Here is a 20,907-nt window from a genome sequence, read left to right as displayed (position 1 = left end):
TTCAAGGATTGAGCAGAAAGATGACTCAGCAGGACACAGATAAAAACTCTAAATATAACTATGTCAATCCGAACAGTAAGTTCTTCAAGCTGTTTCTTATTTATGACATTTTCATGGTTTTTATTATTGTTTTCAATTTGTTCTGTCTAGGAATGAACTTTTTCCTGATGAGTAATATTGGTGAATGGTTTTTTAACACCATTCACCTCTATAGCGTTTTAGAGTTTTATCGTAGCTATCTACATCCATGGGTTATCACAACCGAAGCTTGGTTTATTATCTTCCTGATTGTTGAGCTTGCGATTCGTTGGCTACTATCAATCATACAAAAGCATCACGCGCGTTGGTGGTTCTTTCCATTTATTCACTGGTATGAAATTGTTGCAATTATCCCCCACTTTCGCTTTCTGCGTTTATTCCGTGCGGGGATTATCGCGTATCGTTTACATGAGCTTGGATATAAAGTTGTACCCGATAGCATCCGCTTAAAAGCAATTTTTTATTATCGTGTTGTCATGGAAGAACTTTCTGATCGGGTTGTGATCACTGTAATCGATGGCATTAAACACGAACTGGATACTAGCTCAAGTCATAAAAAAATTATTCATGATCTAGTCGATCATCATCGTCAATTATTTACTGTGACACTATCTTCAATGTTGCAAGAATCACTCGCAAAAGCTTTACAACAGCAACAACCAATCATTACTCAAAAAGTAGGTCATATTGTTAATCAGGCAATCGAAGATACACCTGAACTCACTCAACTATTACGTCTGATTCCTATTGTTGGCAGTCGCATAGAACAACAAATTCAAAGTATCGGACAACGTTTGGGTGAAAACATTACCGCGGGTTTGATTGAACCGTTCACAGCTGGCTCATTTGAACGTCCAAATGAAAACTATTTACTGATCGCAGAAAAAGTCAGTCAATTAAATATTGATAACCAATACTTAGAAGAACTTGTAGAATCAGTAGTCTATGAAAGCCTCGAAGCGATTCGAAAACAAGTCAAAGTTAAACAATGGCAACAAACATTAAATGAATATGATCAATTGGATAAAAAAACAGTGTGATTACAAGAAAATTTACTAATCAAGCTAGAGAATTCGTGTAATTTGTTCTAGCATTTGCTTTTATTTACAACATGCTTAAACACAATAGAGTGCTTAAAAAGCCCTGAAGGATAAATTATGGCTGACATACGGATTACGGGCAGAATGGTGAATTTTAGTCGACTCACGTTCGACACAAATGACCACGATGCAATCCGACAGCAACTTACTAGCACACTAAACGAAGGTTCCTATTTAGGAACTTTAGTCATTCTAGACAGTACCGTTGAACAAGAATTGATTGCTCTTATACAGCTACTGATTGATATTGGTTTACAACCTATGGCTGTAATCGATGGAATCTTAGGTGATGAAGCACGTGCAATCCAATTCCCTGTATTGCCCGCAGATCAACCTTTACAGCGGATCAAAGCATCTAAAGAACAAGTCATCGAACATGTTGTCGAAAAACCAGCAGATCAGGCTGCAAAAGAAATACCACAAAAAGCTACATCAAGTCCGCATATCACCTCATATCATGATGAAATTTTGCGAACTGGACAATGTTTAGTGCAAGATCAGGGTGATATTATCTTGAATGCTGGCATGAATAGTGGTTCTGAAGTAATTGCATCTGGAAATATTCACATCTACGGGAATGCTCGTGGTAGAGTCATTGCTGGTGTGGGTGGACATATGTCCGCACGAATTTTTTGCAATTCGCTTGAAGCAGAATTAATTTCTATTGCGGGCACTTATTGTGTAGCAGATGATATTCCTAAAGATATGATCAAAAAGCCTGTACATATTTATTTAAATAACAAGCAAGAGCTTGAATTTGAAGCCTTGCAGTTTTAAGTTATCACATTAAACACCAAAAAAGCCCTTTTAGGGGCGTATGACCATAAATAGGAGTGGATTCGGTGGCCAAAATTGTTGTCGTAACGTCAGGCAAAGGTGGTGTAGGTAAAACTACAACAAGTGCATCTTTTGCAACAGGTTTAGCCCTACGTGGTCATAAAACTGTTGTGATTGATTTCGATGTGGGTTTGCGTAATCTTGACTTGATTATGGGTTGTGAACGCCGTGTAGTCTATGACTTTGTCAATGTCATTAATAATGAAGCTCGCTTACAGCAAGCACTGATCCGTGATAAAGATATTGAAAACTTATATATTCTTCCTGCATCACAAACACGTGATAAAGATGCATTGAGTGATGAAGGTGTTGCACGAGTTATTGATGAACTTTCTCAAGAGTTTGACTACATCATTTGTGATTCTCCAGCAGGTATTGAGCGTGGCGCTATCCTTGCCATGTATCATGCTGATGAAGCAATCATCGTAACAAACCCTGAAATTTCATCTGTTCGTGACTCTGACCGTATCATCGGAATGTTAGACAGCAAAACTAAAAAAGTTGAGCAAAACGAAGGACGTATTCGTAAGCATCTTTGTATTACTCGCTTCAATCCTGAACGAGCGGATAAACAAGAAATGCTCACGATTGACGATATTTCAAAAGACATTTTACGTGTACCAACACTAGGTGTTGTACCTGAATGCCCAAGCGTACTTCAAGCATCAAACGAAGGTAAACCTGTTATTTTGTACTCTGAAGCAAAAGCAGGACAAGCGTATGATGATTTAGTTGCTCGTTTCCTTGGTGAGGATCGTCCATATCGACACATCACAGTACAGCCAAAAGGTTGGTTAGCTAGACTATTTGGAGCGTAATTATGGCAGGATTCTGGAGTAAACTTTTTAGCAGTGATGAAAAACCATCAAGTGCACAAACTGCCAAAGATCGCTTAAAAGTTATTGTTGCGTCTGAACAAGGTCTTGGTCGTCGTTTAAGCCAAGACAAAATTGATCAAATGAAAAAAGAGATCATGCAAGTGGTAAGTCGTTATGTTCGTGGTGTAGACGAACAACACATCCAAATGCAAGTTCGTTCAGAAGCTAACATCGAAATGTTGGAAATGAATATCAATTTACCTGAAGATCGATAGAAGTTTTTCAATTAGCGATTTTTTGTAAATCAAGGCAAAATACACAACAGAATTTGAAAAGTTTGAGTTTTATTTTCACAATTGTTTTGAAATACTTTTTTCGAATAAATTTAGAGAATTAACGCTTTTCTGATCCTGCATCGTATTTTGCCTTTATTATTTTTAAATTCAGGAGATTGTCATGGCATTATCACAGCCAGCAACTTTCAATGAAGAATGGTCAGATGAGCGTGTTTTTGCCTACCTCAACCAACTTCCTCCAGCAGGCGTAAATGCTGACTTTCACGTTCTATATCATGCGTTTAAACATATGCGCCCAAATGATTATGAACGATTAATTACTAAATTCTTAGCAGATGGTCGTGACTTAAATGCAACCAACCCTGAAGGGCAACGCATTCATGATGTAATTGCACAATTTCCTCGTCAAAAAGATGGATTCTTAGAAGTCCTAGCGAAATTTGCATAATAAAAAAGCCTGCTTCAAGCAGGCTTTGATTTCTCTGTTATCGGCTACCAATCAAATAAACACCGAGCAAAGTAAAGATCCCACCAGAAATACCATCAATCCATTTGGCAAAGTTCTGGTAAGCATTTCTGAATGTAGGTAGCGAAAATACAAAAGCCACAAGTAAAAACCATACCAATGTTTCAACAGCTATTATGATAAACAATAAGAAATGATGTTGATCAAAAAGTGGATTAGCAAGAAAGAGCGAGAACACACTACCAAAATAAATGACTGCTTTAGGATTGGATAAATTAGTGAGCAAACCTTTTATAAAAAACAACCATGCTGATTGAGGTAAGGTAATTTGTTTGATTTCCTGCTTTTGTTTAGAAAATGCTGAACGCAGCATCTGATAACCGAGCCAACACAGATATAAACCACCAGCAATCAAAAGCCCTTGCTTAAGCCAAGCCATTTTCTCAAAAAGGATATTCAGTCCCATTAATGCCAACAAAGACCACAACATCGTGCCCATGCATATTCCAGCTGCAACTAATACAGCATCTTTACGTGAACGACTTACTGCTGTTTGCGACACAAGGAAAAAATCTGGACCAGGTGTAATCAATGCACAAAAATGAATGAAAATGAGCGTACTTAAAGCGATGAACATAACTGATCTCGATGCTGAGACGATGGTCTATCAGCTTAATTAAAAAAACGTGATTTTTACCATATTTAATCTATAAAAATGAAAATAAAAAAGCCTCGAAATTGAGGCTCTTTTAAATGATCATTTAGTTTAAACCAAAATATCTCGTTTTCCGTTTGCTCCCATTGAGCTCACAATTCCATTCTCTTCCATCTGATCGATAATTCGTGCAGCTCGGTTATAACCTAAACTAAATTTACGTTGAAGTGATGAAGTTGAAGCTTTTCGGGTTTCCAAAACAAAAGAAACACATTGGTCATATAGAGCATCCCGACTAGGATCACCATCGCCATCTTCAAAACCACGTGATGTAGGTTCTTCATCGAACGGCGTCAAGATTTCATCTACATAATTTGGCTCACCACGTTCACGCCAAGCATCACATATACGGTTCACTTCATCATCACTGATAAATGCACCGTGAACACGCTCAGGCTCGATTTTACCCGGTCCAAGGAATAACATATCACCATGTCCAAGTAAGTCCTCTGCACCACCGGCATCAAGGATGGTACGTGAATCGATCTTACTGTTCACACGTAAAGCCACACGCGTTGGAATATTGGCTTTAATGAGACCTGTAATAACATCGACAGATGGACGTTGTGTCGCAAGTAAAAGATGAATCCCAGCGGCACGTGATTTCTGCGCTAAACGCGTAATCATTTCTTCAGCTTTTTTACCCACCTGCATGATCATGTCTGCAAATTCATCGGCAACAATAACAATCGAAGGTAATGGTGTTAATCGAGGTGCTCTTTCTTGAGTCGCTGAATCACTAGGTTTCCAAGTCGGATCAATTAAATCCTCACCATTTGCAATCGCTTCTTCAACTTTACGGTTATAGTCGCTTAATTTACGAATCTTCAAGAATGACATCAACTTATAACGACGCTCCATCTCATTTACACACCAATTTAAAGCACTAACAGCATCCTTCATGTCTGTTACTACAGGTGTCAATAAGTGAGGAATATCACTATAGTTTGCCAACTCAAGTTGTTTTGGATCGATCAAAATTAAGCGCAATTGATCAGGGGTATACTTTAATAACATCGATAAAATCATCGAGTTTACTGCAACCGATTTACCTGAACCTGTTGTTCCCGCTACGAGCATATGTGGTGCTTTGGCTAAATCAGTCAGTACTGGATTTCCTGAAATATCTTTACCCATCGCCATACTAATCAAGTTATTTGGATCACGATAAGTTGGGGTTTCCAATAATTCGATCAAGCGCACCATTTCACGAGAACTATTAGGTACTTCAATCCCGATATATGGTTTACCAGGAATAACCTCAACAACACGTACGGAAGCCATCGACATTGAGCGCGCTAGATCGCGTGAAATATTAGTAACTTTTGATGCTTTAACACCTGGTGCAAGATCAAGTTCAAAACGTGTCACTACTGGTCCAGGCTGTGCTTCCACCACTTGTGCTTTGACATTAAATTCTTGCAGTTTGATCTCAAGCAATTCAGATAATCTAGCCAATTGATCAGCTGTAAAATTCACTTTCTTATTTGGATCAACACGATCTAATAATTCCAAACCAGGCAAGGTAGGTAAGTCACGTCGCTTTTGGGCAACTTGCATTGCTCGTGACATTGGTCGTCCGAAAGCATCAGTTAAAGGAGCATCTAGATCAAAATCATCATCCAAATCGATTTCTAATTCTGGTTCTGCTTTACCAGCTGTTTCCTGCCATGCCTCGATGAATGCTTCCTTAGATAATTTTTCTTTTGGTACTTCAACTTCAATTGGTGCTTTTACGAAAGCAGATGACTGGGCATAACTTGTGCTTGTCGAAGGTGTCTTAAACTCATCTTCGTCTATCAATAAATCATCGAAGTCATCAAATTCAGATTTCTGAGTTTGTTTCACCTCATCATGAGCACTGATCGGAGAATGAATATTTTCTTCAACGACTACAGTATTCTCTGGCTTTACAGCGAATTCAAATTCATCAATATCTTCATCCACCTCAAACTGTTGTTTTTGTTGTAATGAAGAAGTCTGCAACTCTTGATTGAATGGTGTATGAACATCTGTCGCTGTTTTGCTATTTGGAACAGCAGCGAGTAATTCATCAAAAATTTCATCATCATTCCAATCTAAATCACGATGATTAGTTTTCTGAACAATATTAGAATGTGATGATGTATTTAACATCTGATGATCATCAAGTTCGTTACGATCATCTGCAGCTTTCAGTAAAGCATCTATTTCTTGTTTATGGCTTTGTTCATCATGTTGCAGTGCACGCCAAACCTCACCAGTTTGTATGAGTCTTTGACTTTCAGCCTCGAATTGGTGCGCACGTTTTAATGTTTGCTCGAAATCGTCCTCTGGTTTTGTTTCTTGGACATTCATGCGTTGTTGTTCTTTTGCGGCCACATCGGCAAATAATCGCTCAGCCAATACCTGATGATGAGAATCATCAAATTTAGTTTGAGTCTCTTGGTTTATAATATCGTGAGTAGAATGATTGGCTAGTACTGGTTCTGCACCTACAGTAGCAGAAGTCTGAGCATTGGTTTTTAACGGTGTTTCAGTTATCGTAATTTGTTCAGTACGATCATACGCTGACTCTTGTTGAGGTACATTCTTATAAAATAGATCCTGCAAATATGCGGGTGTTTTCTTTAGAGTAATCCATGTTTTATCCCATTGGATTCCAAAGGCTAAAGTTAATAATAAAATACTGAATGCGAGTAAAAATAACGTTGCACCATATATTGTCAGCAAGCCAGTTAGACTTTGTCCCAACTCATAACCAATAATTCCACCAGCTGCATTATCTAGAGTGTCCGCAGGAGTATTCCAATGCAGATAGAACAAACTCGCCACAGATAACACGAGGAAGAATTGTGCCGCATAACGAAACGGACGATTAAGGAAACTTCTTGGCCACCATACTTGGATTGCTTCAATAAACAAAAAAATCGGGAGCAGCAAACTCGCCCATCCTAAGAATCCAAATAACAAATCTGCAATCCATGCACCTGCAACACCGCTCGCATTGGAAACCTGTTGGGTATCACTAGATATATGCATCCAACCTGGGTCAAATGGAGTATAGGTTACTGTGGCAAGAAATAGATAAATGCCAAAAGAAATCAAAAATAATGTCATTAAAAAGCGTTGTGCATAAACACTTGACACCGCAGTCATATACAGTCCTGTAACCCAATTTCGTTATTTGTTTGTCTATTATTTAAGGTCTAAACAACCCTAATCAATAAGTCTAATATTATGCACGTGTTCTTACAAAAAAGATGCACGATTGTTTACTGTTGTTGTTAACATCCTGATCGGATATAGCGCAATTCGATTGAGTTAATCAATATTATCATCATCGATTTAGCCCACTCCCCTACGGATTCACGTATAATTTTAGCATTTTCAATATAAAAAGGATGTTCTTTAATGAGCGCTCGTCACTCACGGTTAATTATTTTGGGTTCTGGTCCTGCGGGTTACAGTGCAGCAGTTTATGCAGCGCGTGCAAACCTTAAACCAACACTCATTGCTGGCTTACAACTCGGCGGTCAATTAACAACGACGACTGAAGTTGATAACTGGCCTGGTGACCCTGAAGGATTAACTGGTCCTGTACTTATGGAGCGTATGCAAGCCCATGCTGAACGTTTTGGTACAGAAATCGTATATGACCATATCAATGAAGTTGATTTAAAAACACGCCCGTTTGTTTTAAAAGGCGATATGGAAGAATACACATGTGATGCTCTCATTATTGCAACTGGTGCGACAGCTCAGTATTTAGGTCTTGAATCAGAAGCAGCATTCATGGGACAAGGTGTAAGCGCTTGTGCTACATGTGATGGTTTCTTCTATAAGAACCAAAATGTCATGGTTGTGGGTGGTGGTAACACTGCAGTTGAAGAAGCACTTTATCTTTCAAATATCGCAGCTCATGTCACATTAGTTCACCGTCGTGACAGCTTGCGCTCTGAAAAGATTCTGCAAGATCATCTTTTTGCGAAAGAAAAAGAAGGCAAAATCAGCATCATTTGGAACCATCAAGTCGATGAAGTATTGGGTGATAATACTGGTGTAACATCTGTACGTATCAAATCTACCCAAGATTCAAGTACACAAGATGTTCAAGTACAAGGTCTATTTGTTGCGATTGGACACAAACCAAATACAGATATGTTTGAAGGTCAATTGAACTTACGTGATGGTTATATTCAAGTTCAAAGTGGCACTTCGGGTAATGCAACAGCAGCATCAATTGAAGGCGTTTTTGCTGCTGGTGACGTTGCTGATAGTATCTATCGTCAAGCGATTACCTCAGCAGGTTCAGGCTGTATGGCAGCATTGGATGCTGAGAAGTATCTTGATAATTTAAACTAATTTACATTAAGTTTAAAAAGCCACCATCTTTATGGTGGCTTTTTTTGTTAAATGATATATACAATCAAAAACATGGCTTTATTTAACAACAATTATATTTTGGATGAATACATGACAACAACATGGACCAATGGCTACCAAACTGAAGTCAATTACACCTATGGATACTATCGTGATCTTAGCCCTAACTTCCAAAAATTCTGCTTACTTTTAAATGGGATTGATAGTCCAGATATTCAAATAAATCAAACACATTGTGAACTTGGCTTTGGACAAGGTGTCAGCATCAACATACATGCAGCAAGTACTGATGCCAATTTTTACGGTACTGACTTTAACCCCGCACATGCAGCTCATGCCAACCAATTAGCACAACATAGCCAAACTAAGCCGTATTTTTTTGATGATAGCTTTGAAGAATTATTAAATCGAAATGATTTACCCATGTTTGATTCAATTAGCCTACATGGAATATGGAGCTGGATAAGCTATGAAAACCAACACATCATTTTGAAATTCATTCGCAAATATTTAAAACCTAATGGTATTGTCTATATCAGTTATAACTGCGTGACGGGTTGGGCTGCCAATATGCCTATACGCGAGTTATTTCATAGCCATTTTAAATTTAATAGCAAAAGTACAAACCCACTGCAAAAAGTAAATGAAGCATTAAATTTTAGCGAAGAACTACTTAAACAAAATCCAATCTTTGCTCAAAGAAATCCCAATGCTTTGCAAAAAGTAATCGATCTCAAACAACAAAATCCAAATTACTTAATTCATGAATATTTGAATCAAGATTGGCAATGCTTTTCATTTCAGCAAGTAGTCAGAATCCTAGATGAAATTAAATTATCTTATGCTGGGTCTACAGACTTAGGAACGCATCTAGATAACATTAATTTTTCAGAAGAACATCAGCAATTTCTAAATGCGATTGAACACCCGATTTTCAAAGAACAATGCCGAGATTATTTTGCCAACACACAATTTAGACGAGATTTATTTATTCGAGGCAAAAATAATTTAACCCCATTACAAGTCCAAGCAAAACTCCGAAAAACAGCATTTGTGCTTCTAACAGCCAAAGAGCAATTACCGAGTAGCATTACAGGACTATTGGGGACATTCAATTTGATAGAGGAAATTTATCAACCAATTGGCAATCGATTTGCTGAAGTTAACTATCAACCGCTCACTATTGCAGATTTAGAAGCTAGTTTTCCCGAGCTTCACTATGCAAAAATCTTAAATGCGCTCGTTATCCTGTGCCATCTTGGACTAGCTCAACCATGTCAAAATAGTGAACCATCTCAAAAAATGTTTGAGCATTGCCACAATCTAAATCACTACATTTTAAAACAAGCGAGTTTTCATCAAAACTATGGCGTTTTAATTAGTCCAATCACTGGCATTGGTATACCGACTGAACATTTTCATCAATTATTTTATCGCGCTCATTTTATAGAAGGTTTAACGACTGCAACAGATTTTGCTTACTATGTGCAAGATGTCATCCAACAACTTGGGTGGTTAGTTTTAGATAAAGATGGTCAAACGGTTTCAGATCAAGTTAAAAGCATTGAAATTATCCAATCTAAAGCCCAAATATTTTTAGAAAGTAAGAAGTTGGAGATCGCGAAACAATTACGTTTATTTAATTAAATACTGATGATCGAATGGCGAAGTTCTAGATTTGCCATTCGACCTTTCTTAGATTAGTTTAATCTGAATCCTTTCCATATTCATTTTATTATGCATCAACTTCCACCCTCTCAATATATTTTTCCTGATCCTATTGAAGCAGATCCTGAGGGACATGGTTTCATCTGTATTGGTGCAGATCTTTCACCGTCTACATTATTTGAAGCCTATACACATGGATTATTTCCATGGTTCAACGAAGATGAACCTATCTGTTGGTGGAGTCCTGAACCACGTTGCATTATCGAACCACAGGCATATAAACCGAGCAAATCCTTACTACGAAATATGAAAAAACATGATTATCGAATTACGATTAATCATGCATTTGAACACGTCATTCGTGCCTGTTCGTTACCACGAAGTTATGCAAATGAGACATGGATTAGTGAAGATATAATTGAAGGATATTCAGCTCTATTTAAAGCAGGATATGCCTATAGTGTCGAAGTCTGGAATAATGAACAGCTTGTAGGTGGCCTGTATGGTGTCACTATTGGTAAAGGATGTTTTGGTGAGTCGATGTTTAGCACCGAAACAGATGTCTCTAAAATGGCATTCTATACACTGATGTTAATTGGACAGGAAAATCAACTGCCTTGGATCGATTGCCAATTGGTCAACGATCACCTTTTAAGTCTTGGAGCACGTACACTTTCTCGCCAAGCCTATTTAAAATCGTTACAAGATGTAATTATTACCCCCTCTATCAATTGGAAAAGTTATCAAGAACGTGTATTTTCAAGTAAAACAATAGCTCTTTTTTCAAAATTAGACGGTTAACGGATTAAGACCTTGGAGGGACAGATTAATGAAATCATACCAACCCAAGTCCCTTTTAAATGACTTACAGTATTACATTACTCCACCACATGACTGCAGTTACCTCGATAACAAATCAGCTCGAATGGTGTTCTTAGATCCAATTCATCGCATTGATGTGGTGACATTATCTGAACTGTCACGTGTTGGTTTTCGTCGCAGTGGTGACTTTGTTTATCGCCCAGAATGTCATTTATGTCGTCAATGTTTGTCGTGTAGAGTCCCTATTCAAGAATTTCAAATGAATAGCAGCCAAAAAAAGGCATGGAAACGCAATCAAGATTTAAGCATGAATATCTTGCCTACCTCGCAAGCGACAGAACAACATTATCAGCTTTATGAGAGATATATAAACGAGCGGCATTCAGATGGTGATATGTATCCAGCCAACTATGATCAGTTTGAGAAGTTTCTCGTACACAGTTGCACAGAAAGTTTTTTTATCGAATTATGGAAAGACCAAAAACTAATTGCGGTCTCTACTTGCGATTTGATGGATGATGGTTTATCTGCGGTTTATACATTCTTTGACCCAGATGAACAACGTCGCTCCTTGGGCGTTTATGCCATTCTTAAACAAATTGAATATGTAAAAACTCTAAATCTTGATTATTTGTATCTTGGTTATTGGGTGCCACACTCAGCGAAAATGAACTACAAGTCACAATACACACCACTTGAACTATTACTAGATGGTCAATGGCGTAGACTCAATCGCCCATTATCTGAGAAAGAAATTCATCAACTCGGAAACTCACTCATGAGCACACTACCTTCAGAGTGGGATGATCTAATCATTAAATAATTTAGGATTTAAATAAAGACGCGAAATCATCAGTGCATGTTTTGACCATAATCACAGCATGCTCTTTTGTACCATCCAAATTGGGATAATAATTTTTGCGTAAATCTATTTGATGAAAATCCGTTTTTTCATACAAACGAATTGCAGCATGATTGCTTTCACGTACTTCTAAAAAAATTTGGATAGGATTATTTTTTAAAAGTTGAATTGAATAATCTAACAACTCGTATCCAAGACCTTTGCCCTGCTGGCTTGGATGGATCGCCATCAGTAACAAATTCGCTTCATCTAACACAGGCTGTAAAATACAAAATCCTACTATTTGATTTTTAGTTTCATAAACTGTGCATTGGTAAGAAAGCAAAGACTCCTGAAATTGTTTTTTAGACCACGGATGTGTTTGAACTAAACATTCAATATCAGCAACTTTATCCAAATCCTTTTCTTGCATCAATCGAATCACGTGAATACCTTGTCAAAAACCTAATTGGCAGATTATCGACAATTTAAAACCAAATTTAAATAAAAAAATGGGCAATCTGATTGATTGCCCATTTTATTTAGTGGGGATTAAAACCTAACTCGGCACGCCATTTATTTAATAATTCAGTGGTGTCGTAGTCATTTGGATGAAATTTAGGTCTTAAAAATGCCAGTAAAGTTGGTATCTGACGGGTCATAAAACCTTTATAACCATACATAAACTTCAGCATATATTTCGTGTCACGCCACGTTAGTTTTCCATCAGTTTTGAGTAGTTTTGCAGTGAAATAGGATTGGGTAATAAAAATCAGACCCATTGCAATCACAAGTGCTAGTGATCTCATAAAATAAGCTTTAGCGCCTTGACCATAAATTGCCTCGTAGACATCAAAGGCAACAGCTTTATGTTCATTTTCTTCAACAGCATGCCACATCCACAAATGATACATGGTCTCATCCATGAACATCGATTGGATATCTGGATTACTTAATAATTCCTCAGCAATTGTAGAGGTAAAATGCTCTAAAGCACATGTTCCAGTTAATCCAATCATTTCTTTGTTGAAACCAAAAGGTTTAAGTAATGTACTGATTACATTAACACCGTAATTGATCACTTTGCCTGTTTGCTCTTCCATCTTACGAACATCATAACCATAGGCTTGAGCAGATGCATTGAACGCTAAATGCTCTTTAGAATGCATCGCCTCTTGACCAATAAAAGCACTAATTTCTTTCTGCAAACGAGGGTCAGCTAATTTAGGATCATTTCTAACTGCACGAGTACTGTTTACAAAAAATTGTTCACCTTCAGGAAATAGCGCTGATAAAGCAGTCATAAAATGCGTGAGTGCAGCATCACCATTTGCCCAATATCGAGGCACATCACCAAACTCAAAATCCATTCGACGTACAGGGAAACTAGCGCCAGCACGATTTGAAATATTGACTTTAGCATTCATACCTTATTCTCCTTAATGATGAATCCATTCTTTGTTTTTATCCATTCTTATTTTATACGCTGTTTATCATGCTTTAATTAAGTGCAGATAAGGTCATAAAAGCATCATCTTAGGACATGTCTTCAAGTTTTTTTGAAAATATTAAAAATAGAAAAAGGGCAAATTCATGCCCTTTAAAAACAAACAGTATTGAAGAAAATAAGGCTTACAAACCTAATTTCGCTTTCCAATCTTTTAATAATTGAACTGTATCTAAATCATTCGGATGGAAACGTGGTTTAAAGTACGCCAGCATTTCTCCTGCCATTCCTGCGATGATCCCTTTTGATGGACTATAACCATACTTATAAATCATTCCCAACTCTTTAAGATTTAGCTTTTTATCTTGCTTAAGCAAACGTAAAGTGAAGTATGACTGAAGAATAAAAATTAAAGTCATCGCAAATACGAGCGCTGTTGTACGTAAGCTGTATGCTTTAATTCCTGTGCCAAAAACAGACTCATATACATCATATGCAACTGCTTTATGCTCATTCTCCTCAACCGCATGCCAGAACCACATATAAGACATTGTGTCATCTGTCATCAAATCTTGAATATGCTTATTACGCAATAATTCAGATGCAATCGTCGCTGTAAAATGCTCTAGAGCAGTCGTAGCGGTGAGATCAACCATCTCACGTGTCATACCAAAAGGTTTTACGATTTTCGAAAAATTATTTAAGGCAAATTGAATGTAACGACCTGTAATTTGTTCTAAGGCTCTTACATCATGACCGTATTTTTGAGCAGAAGCATTGAAATTAATATGCTCTTGAGTATGCATTGCTTCTTGACCAATAAACGCACTAATCTCTTTTTGCAGCTCTTCATTCTCTTTAATCGCTGGGTGATAACGCACAGCACGAACTGAATCAATAAATAATTTCTCACCATCTGGAAATAAAGCAGATAATGCAGTCATAAAATGTGTAAGACCTGCTGAGCCACTCATCCAGTATTCAGGTACTTGATCAAAATCAAAATTCATACGACGTACTGGGAAACTTGCACCTGCACGATTTGAAATATTTACTTTAGCATTCATGCCGCCTACTCCTTTTCAGTGAACTTTTTTCTCTGAGCACTTTTGTTCGTTTTCTTAAGTTTTATATTACGTTTTTATATGGATCAATTAAGTGCAGTTTGGGACAGCAAAGTATCAGTTTGGGACACTATTCAATAAAATTGTCAAACAATTGATATAAAAAAACACCCCATAAGGGGTGTTTTTTTGATCACTCTAGGCGATTATGCAGTTACTTTAGCAACAACACCAGCACCTACAGTACGACCACCTTCACGGATCGCAAAACGTAGACCTGGGTCCATTGCGATCGGGTGGATTAACTCTACTGACATTTCTACGTTGTCACCAGGCATTACCATTTCTACGCCATCTTGTAATTTGATCGCGCCAGTTACGTCAGTTGTACGGAAGTAGAACTGTGGACGGTAACCGTTAAGGAATGGAGTATGACGACCACCTTCTTCTTTAGAAAGTACGTATACTTCTGCATCGAATTTAGTGTGCGGCTTGATTGTACCTGGTTTAGCAAGTACTTGACCACGTTGTACGTCTTCACGCTTAGTACCACGAAGTAAGATACCACAGTTCTCACCCGCACGACCTTCGTCAAGAAGTTTACGGAACATTTCAACGCCAGTAACTGTAGTCGTTTGAGTATCACGGATACCAACGATTTCAACAGACTCACCAACTTTGATGATACCAGCTTCTACACGACCAGTTACTACTGTACCACGACCAGAGATAGAGAATACGTCTTCGATTGGCATCAAGAATGCTTTATCGATTGCACGCTCTGGTTCTGGGATGTAAGAATCAAGCGCTTCTACAAGTGCAAGAACAGAAGCTTCGCCGTAAGGGCCGTCGTTACCGTTTAATGCTTGAAGAGCTGAACCACGGATGATTGGAGTGTCATCACCTGGGAAATCATAAGTAGAAAGAAGTTCACGAACTTCCATTTCTACTAATTCAAGTAATTCTTCATCATCAACAAGGTCACACTTGTTTAAGAATACGATGATGTAAGGTACACCTACCTGACGAGAAAGAAGGATGTGTTCACGAGTTTGTGGCATTGGACCATCAGTCGCAGCACATACAAGGATCGCGCCGTCCATCTGAGCAGCACCAGTAATCATGTTTTTAACATAATCGGCGTGGCCCGGGCAGTCTACGTGAGCGTAGTGACGGATTGGAGAATCGTATTCTACGTGTGATGTATTAATTGTAATACCACGTGCTTTTTCTTCAGGAGCAGAGTCGATTTGTGAGTAATCTTTCGCTTCACCGCCGTAAGTTTTTGCACAAATTGTTGCAATCGCAGCAGTTAAAGTTGTTTTACCATGGTCAACGTGACCAATTGTACCCACGTTTACGTGTGGTTTATTACGTTCAAACTTGGCTTTAGCCATGATGATCTTCCTTTATAAACTGCTCATGAGGGTCGCTCATGAGCGCTTGGTTTTTAACTAAATTTTAGTTGGGTAATATAGTAATCGAAAGATTACTCGTCGTCACCTTTTTTACCGCCAGCTTGGAACTTAGCGATGATGCCTTCAGCCACGTTACGTGGAGTTTCAGCGTACTTAGCGAATTCCATAGAATAAGTAGCACGACCTTGAGACATAGAACGCATTTGAGTAGCGTAACCAAACATCTCAGCTAATGGAACTTCTGCTTTAATTGCTTTTGTTCCACCAGGAAGATCGTCCATACCTTGAACCATACCACGACGACGGTTTAAGTCACCCATGATATCGCCCATGTAGTCTTCTGGAGTTTCTACTTCAACTTTCATGATAGGTTCAAGAAGAATTGGATCTGCTTTCATGAAACCATCACGGAACGCATACGAACCAGCCATTTTGAACGACAATTCATCAGAGTCGACATCGTGGTAAGAACCGTCAAAAAGAACAGCTTTAACGCCTACAACTGGGTAACCAGCCAAGACACCATTCTTCATACGCTCTTGAATACCTTTATCAACTGCACCGAAGAATTCTTTTGGTACTACACCACCAACAACTTCTTCAGCGAATTCGTATTCTTTACCAGCAGCTTCAACATCAAGTGGCTCTAAACGAATATATACATGACCGAATTTACCTTTACCACCTGTTTGACGTACGAATTTACCTTCTTGCTCAACAGTTTTCTTAATCGTTTCACGATAAGCAACCATTGGTTTACCGATATTCGCTTCAACACCGAACTCACGTTTCATACGGTCAACGATGATGTCAAGGTGAAGCTCACCCATACCAGCAATAATTGTTTGACCAGATTCTTCGTCAGTACGTACACGGAACGATGGATCTTCTTTCGCCAAACGACCTAAAGCAATTGACATTTTTTCTTGGTCAGCTTTAGTTTTTGGTTCAACAGCCAATGAAATTACTGGCTCAGGGAATTCCATACGCTCAAGTGTAATGATGTTTTTCTCATCACATAATGTATCACCAGTTGTAACGTCTTTAAGACCTACACACGCTGCGATATCACCTGCACGGATTTCATCAAGATCTTGACGCTCATTCGCATGCATTTGCACGATACGACCGATACGTTCACGCTTAGACTTAACTGGGTTATATACTGGGTCACCTTGTTTAAGAACACCAGAATAAACACGTACGAAAGTTAAGTTACCTACGAATTTGTCGTTCATGATTTTGAACGCAAGCGCAGAGAACGGAGCTTCGTCAGATGCTTCACGAGATGCTTTAGTTTCAGCTTTATCGTCAAGGATACCTTCGATCGCTTTAACTTCTGTTGGCGATGGTAAGAATTCAATCACAGCATCCAACATACGTTGAACACCTTTGTTTTTGAATGCTGAACCACAAAGCATCACTTGGATTTCAGATGCTAATGTACGAGCACGTAGACCTGCAACGATGTCTTCTTTAGAAAGATCACCCTCTTCAAGGTACTTGTCCATTAACTCTTCAGAAGCTTCAGCAGCCGCTTCAACCATGTTAGTACGCCATTCGTTAGCAGTATCAACTAGGTCAGCAGGAATCTCACCATATTCAAACTTCATACCTTGAGATGGTTCATCCCAGATAATCGCTTTCATTTCGATAAGATCTACAACACCTGCAAATGTATCTTCTGCACCGATTGGTACAACGATAGGTACAGGGTTACCGCCTAAACGAGTTTTAACTTGCTCTACAGCACGGAAGAAGTTTGCACCAGTACGGTCCATCTTGTTCACGAATGCTAAACGAGGCACTTTATATTTGTTAGCTTGACGCCATACAGTTTCAGACTGAGGTTGAACACCACCAACAGCACAGTAAACCATGCACGCGCCGTCAAGAACACGCATAGAACGCTCAACTTCAATTGTGAAGTCAACGTGTCCCGGTGTATCAATTACGTTGATACGGTGTTGTTCGAATTGGTTGCCCATACCAGACCAGAAACAAGTCGTAGCAGCAGAAGTAATGGTAATACCACGCTCTTGCTCTTGTTCCATCCAGTCCATTGTTGCTGCACCGTCGTGTACTTCACCAATTTTGTGAGATACACCTGTGTAGAACAAGATACGTTCAGTTGTAGTTGTTTTACCTGCGTCAATGTGCGCAGAAATACCAATGTTACGGTAACGAGTAATCGGGGTTTGGCGAGCCATGATGTCTTACATTCCTAAATGTTATCTTTAAAACAGGACGCATCAATTAAATTGATGCGCACGAATATCCAAGCAGGCAACTTAAATACCCGCAAAGCTCCCACTTTGATAAAGAGCAATGTTGAATCGAGCTGCTGTACGCATGAATATTCTCCTGATTAGGGACTGTTTTATCCGTTTAGAAACGGTAGTGAGAGAAGGCTTTGTTGGCTTCAGCCATACGATGCACGTCTTCACGTTTTTTGATCGCTGCACCTTTACCTTCAGCTGCATCAAGCAACTCACCAGCAAGACGTAAAGCCATCGTTTTTTCAGAACGCTTAGCAGCAGCATCTACTAACCAACGCATTGCTAAGGCAGTACGACGGGATGGGCGTACTTCCATAGGTACTTGATAAGTAGCACCACCAACACGGCGTGCTTTTACTTCGACCATAGGACGAACTTTTTCAAGAGTAGTCTCGAAAAATTCAACTGGGTCTACTTTGTTTTTTTCTTGAACACGCTCTAAAGCACCGTAAACGATACCTTCAGCTACAGATTTTTTACCATCTTGCATTACGTGGTTCATGAATTTAGCGATTGTTTGGCTGCTAAATTTTGGATCTGGAAGGATCTCACGAGCAGCGACTACGCGACGTCTTGGCATTTTAATACACCTAATATTATGACACTTCAGGATGATCCAGCAGTTTGTACAAGTGCCATGTACGCTACGCTGGCCTTACTATACGTCGCTTGAATTACAAATCTATGAAGAATTCAAACAAGCGAAACGCTAAAGGGTTGTTTGGGCTGGTTGCCTAGAATTACTTCTTAGGACGTTTAGCACCGTATTTAGAACGTGACTGGTTACGATCTTTCACGCCAGCACAGTCTAAAGAACCACGAACGGTATGGTAACGTACACCTGGTAAGTCTTTAACACGACCACCACGGATTAGAACAACACTGTGCTCTTGTAAGTTATGACCTTCACCACCGATATAGCTTGATACTTCAAAACCAGAAGTTAAGCGAACACGGCAAACCTTACGCATTGCTGAGTTAGGTTTTTTAGGAGTAGTCGTATATACACGTGTACATACACCACGACGTTGTGGACAAGCCTTCAACGCAGGAACTTTTGATTTTTCAATCAAAGTTGTACGACCCTTACGGATCAACTGATTTGTTGTTGCCATTTGGCAATTCTCCCGTTATTAAACAACCTTAAAAAGAAAAGCACCTCTTTTTAAGGGCACACAATTGTAAGTCAAGAAGTAAAAATGGTCAACATTGCAGGCTAAAGCAAGTGTTGACCATTTCTAGATTTTTGTTAACTTTTAGATGCTTTTATACATCACATACATATTAGCTATGCTTTGTTGATGCAGGCTCAATATCTATTGTCTTTTGTTCGGATAATTGTTCCGTCTCATCCGCCAAGGTGTCATCACTATCAGTCGCTTTAATCGCTGGTTTTTGTTGGGAATATTCATGTTCTGTTACATGTTGCTCAGCAAGCTTCAGAATACCCTCTTCAACCTTTTCATCTTTTGTTGAATTTTCTATGAGCTCATCTTTTGTCTGAACAGCCACATGAGTAATGACATCATTTTTTAGATTTTCGGCTGGAGCTATTTTACTTGCGACATCAAGTTCTGTTGCTTGTAAAAGTTTTGGACTTGCTTTTCTTAATAATGCTTCAGCTTTGTAATATGCCTCTAATGGAGAAATCTTTTCATCAGGATGCTCATTTATATAGAATCGCGCCGCACCAAATACTGATTGTGATTTATGCCCCACATCTTCTAGAAGTTTCCAGCTATAAAAACCACCGACAACTGCACCCGCGATCGGTGTTAGTTTCCCAATCACTGAAGCTTGTGGAATATGATTTAACCACCCCCACTTAAATTGCCCATCAACATCAACCAACCACTTCTTCAACAATTCAACATCATTATTAGAGCCTAATAACTGTTGGAAATGTTGCAAATCATGTGTGTCTAACATTGATTGTAAAGCTTTTAAAGCAAGTAATAATGTTTGTTTTTCTGCGACAAGACCTAAATCAATTTCTTTAAAAATAAAGGCCACGATATCTTGATCAACTTCTTCAGATAAATCGAAACCATGAGAGCGACCAGTTTGGTAAATCGTGCGTAATGCCAAAACGATCGAAGCAGGTATATCGATTGCAGCACCCCAAACTCCAGTAGCACCAGTAATTAATCCCTGGGCAGCTGCAAGTAATTTATTTTGCTCAATGAGTGCCTGACTTAAACGTTGCGAGCGCCCAGTATCCTGTGTCAACTCAGCAAGATCTTTAACTCCTGCTTCTTCGAGAATCTTTTCTGTCAAAGAACTATTTGAACTAAATTCATTCAACCATTGAAATAAATAATCTGAAACTTTTTCACCTAAATCAGGTGAAACAAAAGTCGCCACATTATTCACCTTCGTATAATGCTTACCTAGCAATTGATGTGACAATTTAGGAAGTTGTTGACGCAGCATCTGTTGAGGGCTTTCATATTTCTCCACTTCAAATGGACTTTTGAAACGCGCATTTCCTTCAACAATATTAGATGAATTGGAAAGTTTCGCACCAGATGTTATCGGGGCAACTTGAAGTTTTTGCAATTCAGAGCTGAGCTTTTTAGCCACTCCAAATGCTTGGGCAAATAAACCTGAAGTTTGCTTATTTTTAGAATTTGTCATCAAGTACCTCTACTCTTTAATCTGTGCATTTCTAGGTAAATACTAGGTTGAATACAGATTTATCTCAACTTGAATCTGTATAATTTCATTAGCTT

19 protein-coding genes are annotated in these 20,907 nt (G+C 38.7%); 9 read left to right on the top strand and 10 right to left on the bottom strand.

The genetic code is table 11. The annotated features are described in order from the left end of the window. The first annotated feature begins 20 nt into the window (after positions 1-20). The 5 genes from R2H34_RS05010 (at position 21) to R2H34_RS04990 (ending at position 3,538) form a co-directional block, all read left to right on the top strand. The gene (locus R2H34_RS05010) at positions 21-1,079 is read left to right on the top strand and encodes a hypothetical protein (RefSeq protein WP_004913930.1); all 1,059 of its coding nucleotides are present in this window, start codon (positions 21-23) and stop codon (positions 1,077-1,079) included. Positions 1,080-1,196: 117 nt separating this feature from the next. Continuing rightward, complete coding sequence (gene minC / locus R2H34_RS05005; protein ID WP_004913931.1) at positions 1,197-1,916, top strand: septum site-determining protein MinC; 720 nt, start codon at positions 1,197-1,199, stop codon at positions 1,914-1,916. A 65-nt stretch (positions 1,917-1,981) separates the two neighbouring features. Beyond that, complete coding sequence (gene minD, locus R2H34_RS05000) at positions 1,982-2,794, top strand: septum site-determining protein MinD (protein WP_004913932.1); 813 nt, start codon at positions 1,982-1,984, stop codon at positions 2,792-2,794. 2 nt (positions 2,795-2,796) lie between these two features. Further along, complete coding sequence (gene minE, locus R2H34_RS04995) at positions 2,797-3,069, top strand: cell division topological specificity factor MinE (RefSeq protein ID WP_004663449.1); 273 nt, start codon at positions 2,797-2,799, stop codon at positions 3,067-3,069. 181 nt (positions 3,070-3,250) lie between these two features. Next, positions 3,251-3,538: a PA4642 family protein gene (locus R2H34_RS04990; RefSeq protein WP_004952694.1), complete on the top strand. Its 288-nt coding sequence runs from the start codon at positions 3,251-3,253 to the stop codon at positions 3,536-3,538. A gap of 37 nt (positions 3,539-3,575) precedes the next feature. Here the strand turns inward: R2H34_RS04990 and rhtC are convergent, their stop codons facing one another. After that, the gene (rhtC, locus tag R2H34_RS04985) at positions 3,576-4,193 is read right to left on the bottom strand and encodes a threonine export protein RhtC (protein ID WP_125297734.1); all 618 of its coding nucleotides are present in this window, start codon (positions 4,191-4,193) and stop codon (positions 3,576-3,578) included. A gap of 129 nt (positions 4,194-4,322) precedes the next feature. Continuing rightward, a complete protein-coding gene (locus tag R2H34_RS04980) occupies positions 4,323-7,409 on the bottom strand; it encodes a DNA translocase FtsK (RefSeq protein ID WP_087540003.1) in 3,087 nt (1,028 codons plus the stop codon). Between the two features lie 255 nt (positions 7,410-7,664). Between R2H34_RS04980 and trxB the strand changes: the two genes are divergently transcribed. The 4 genes from trxB (at position 7,665) to R2H34_RS04960 (ending at position 11,949) form a co-directional block, all read left to right on the top strand. Next, positions 7,665-8,615, top strand: a complete 951-nt coding sequence (gene trxB, locus R2H34_RS04975; RefSeq protein ID WP_004952686.1) for a thioredoxin-disulfide reductase — start codon at positions 7,665-7,667, stop codon at positions 8,613-8,615. A gap of 111 nt (positions 8,616-8,726) precedes the next feature. After that, on the top strand, positions 8,727-10,283 hold the full coding sequence (locus R2H34_RS04970) for a class I SAM-dependent methyltransferase (protein ID WP_318342465.1): 1,557 nt from the start codon (positions 8,727-8,729) through the stop codon (positions 10,281-10,283). A gap of 90 nt (positions 10,284-10,373) precedes the next feature. Then, positions 10,374-11,105, top strand: coding sequence for a leucyl/phenylalanyl-tRNA--protein transferase (gene aat / locus R2H34_RS04965; protein WP_004960067.1), 732 nt, complete (start codon positions 10,374-10,376; stop codon positions 11,103-11,105). A gap of 28 nt (positions 11,106-11,133) precedes the next feature. Then, on the top strand, positions 11,134-11,949 hold the full coding sequence (locus tag R2H34_RS04960; RefSeq protein ID WP_004960069.1) for an arginyltransferase: 816 nt from the start codon (positions 11,134-11,136) through the stop codon (positions 11,947-11,949). A 1-nt stretch (position 11,950) separates the two neighbouring features. On the opposite strand, the gene rimI is transcribed toward R2H34_RS04960, so the two are convergent. From rimI to R2H34_RS04920, 8 genes are all read right to left on the bottom strand, one after another. Then, positions 11,951-12,412, bottom strand: coding sequence for a ribosomal protein S18-alanine N-acetyltransferase (gene rimI, locus R2H34_RS04955; RefSeq protein ID WP_213071584.1), 462 nt, complete (start codon positions 12,410-12,412; stop codon positions 11,951-11,953). A gap of 97 nt (positions 12,413-12,509) precedes the next feature. Next, a complete protein-coding gene (locus R2H34_RS04950) occupies positions 12,510-13,394 on the bottom strand; it encodes a metal-dependent hydrolase (protein ID WP_125297735.1) in 885 nt (294 codons plus the stop codon). Positions 13,395-13,599: 205 nt separating this feature from the next. Beyond that, positions 13,600-14,481, bottom strand: coding sequence for a metal-dependent hydrolase (locus R2H34_RS04945; protein ID WP_125297736.1), 882 nt, complete (start codon positions 14,479-14,481; stop codon positions 13,600-13,602). A 203-nt stretch (positions 14,482-14,684) separates the two neighbouring features. Next, positions 14,685-15,875: an elongation factor Tu gene (gene tuf / locus R2H34_RS04940; RefSeq protein ID WP_004913952.1), complete on the bottom strand. Its 1,191-nt coding sequence runs from the start codon at positions 15,873-15,875 to the stop codon at positions 14,685-14,687. Positions 15,876-15,967: 92 nt separating this feature from the next. After that, on the bottom strand, positions 15,968-18,106 hold the full coding sequence (gene fusA / locus R2H34_RS04935) for an elongation factor G (RefSeq protein WP_004960080.1): 2,139 nt from the start codon (positions 18,104-18,106) through the stop codon (positions 15,968-15,970). Positions 18,107-18,284: 178 nt separating this feature from the next. After that, positions 18,285-18,755: a 30S ribosomal protein S7 gene (rpsG, locus tag R2H34_RS04930; RefSeq protein WP_004638185.1), complete on the bottom strand. Its 471-nt coding sequence runs from the start codon at positions 18,753-18,755 to the stop codon at positions 18,285-18,287. Positions 18,756-18,915: 160 nt separating this feature from the next. Continuing rightward, positions 18,916-19,290, bottom strand: a complete 375-nt coding sequence (gene rpsL, locus R2H34_RS04925) for a 30S ribosomal protein S12 (RefSeq protein ID WP_004638184.1) — start codon at positions 19,288-19,290, stop codon at positions 18,916-18,918. Positions 19,291-19,459: 169 nt separating this feature from the next. Continuing rightward, complete coding sequence (locus R2H34_RS04920; RefSeq protein WP_042892608.1) at positions 19,460-20,812, bottom strand: EcsC family protein; 1,353 nt, start codon at positions 20,810-20,812, stop codon at positions 19,460-19,462. Between the last annotated feature and the right edge of the window lie 95 nt (positions 20,813-20,907).

The organism is Acinetobacter sp. 16 (genome assembly GCF_033439925.1).
Lineage (GTDB): Bacteria > Pseudomonadota > Gammaproteobacteria > Pseudomonadales > Moraxellaceae > Acinetobacter > Acinetobacter junii.
This window is presented reverse-complemented; position numbering and strand designations above follow the sequence as displayed.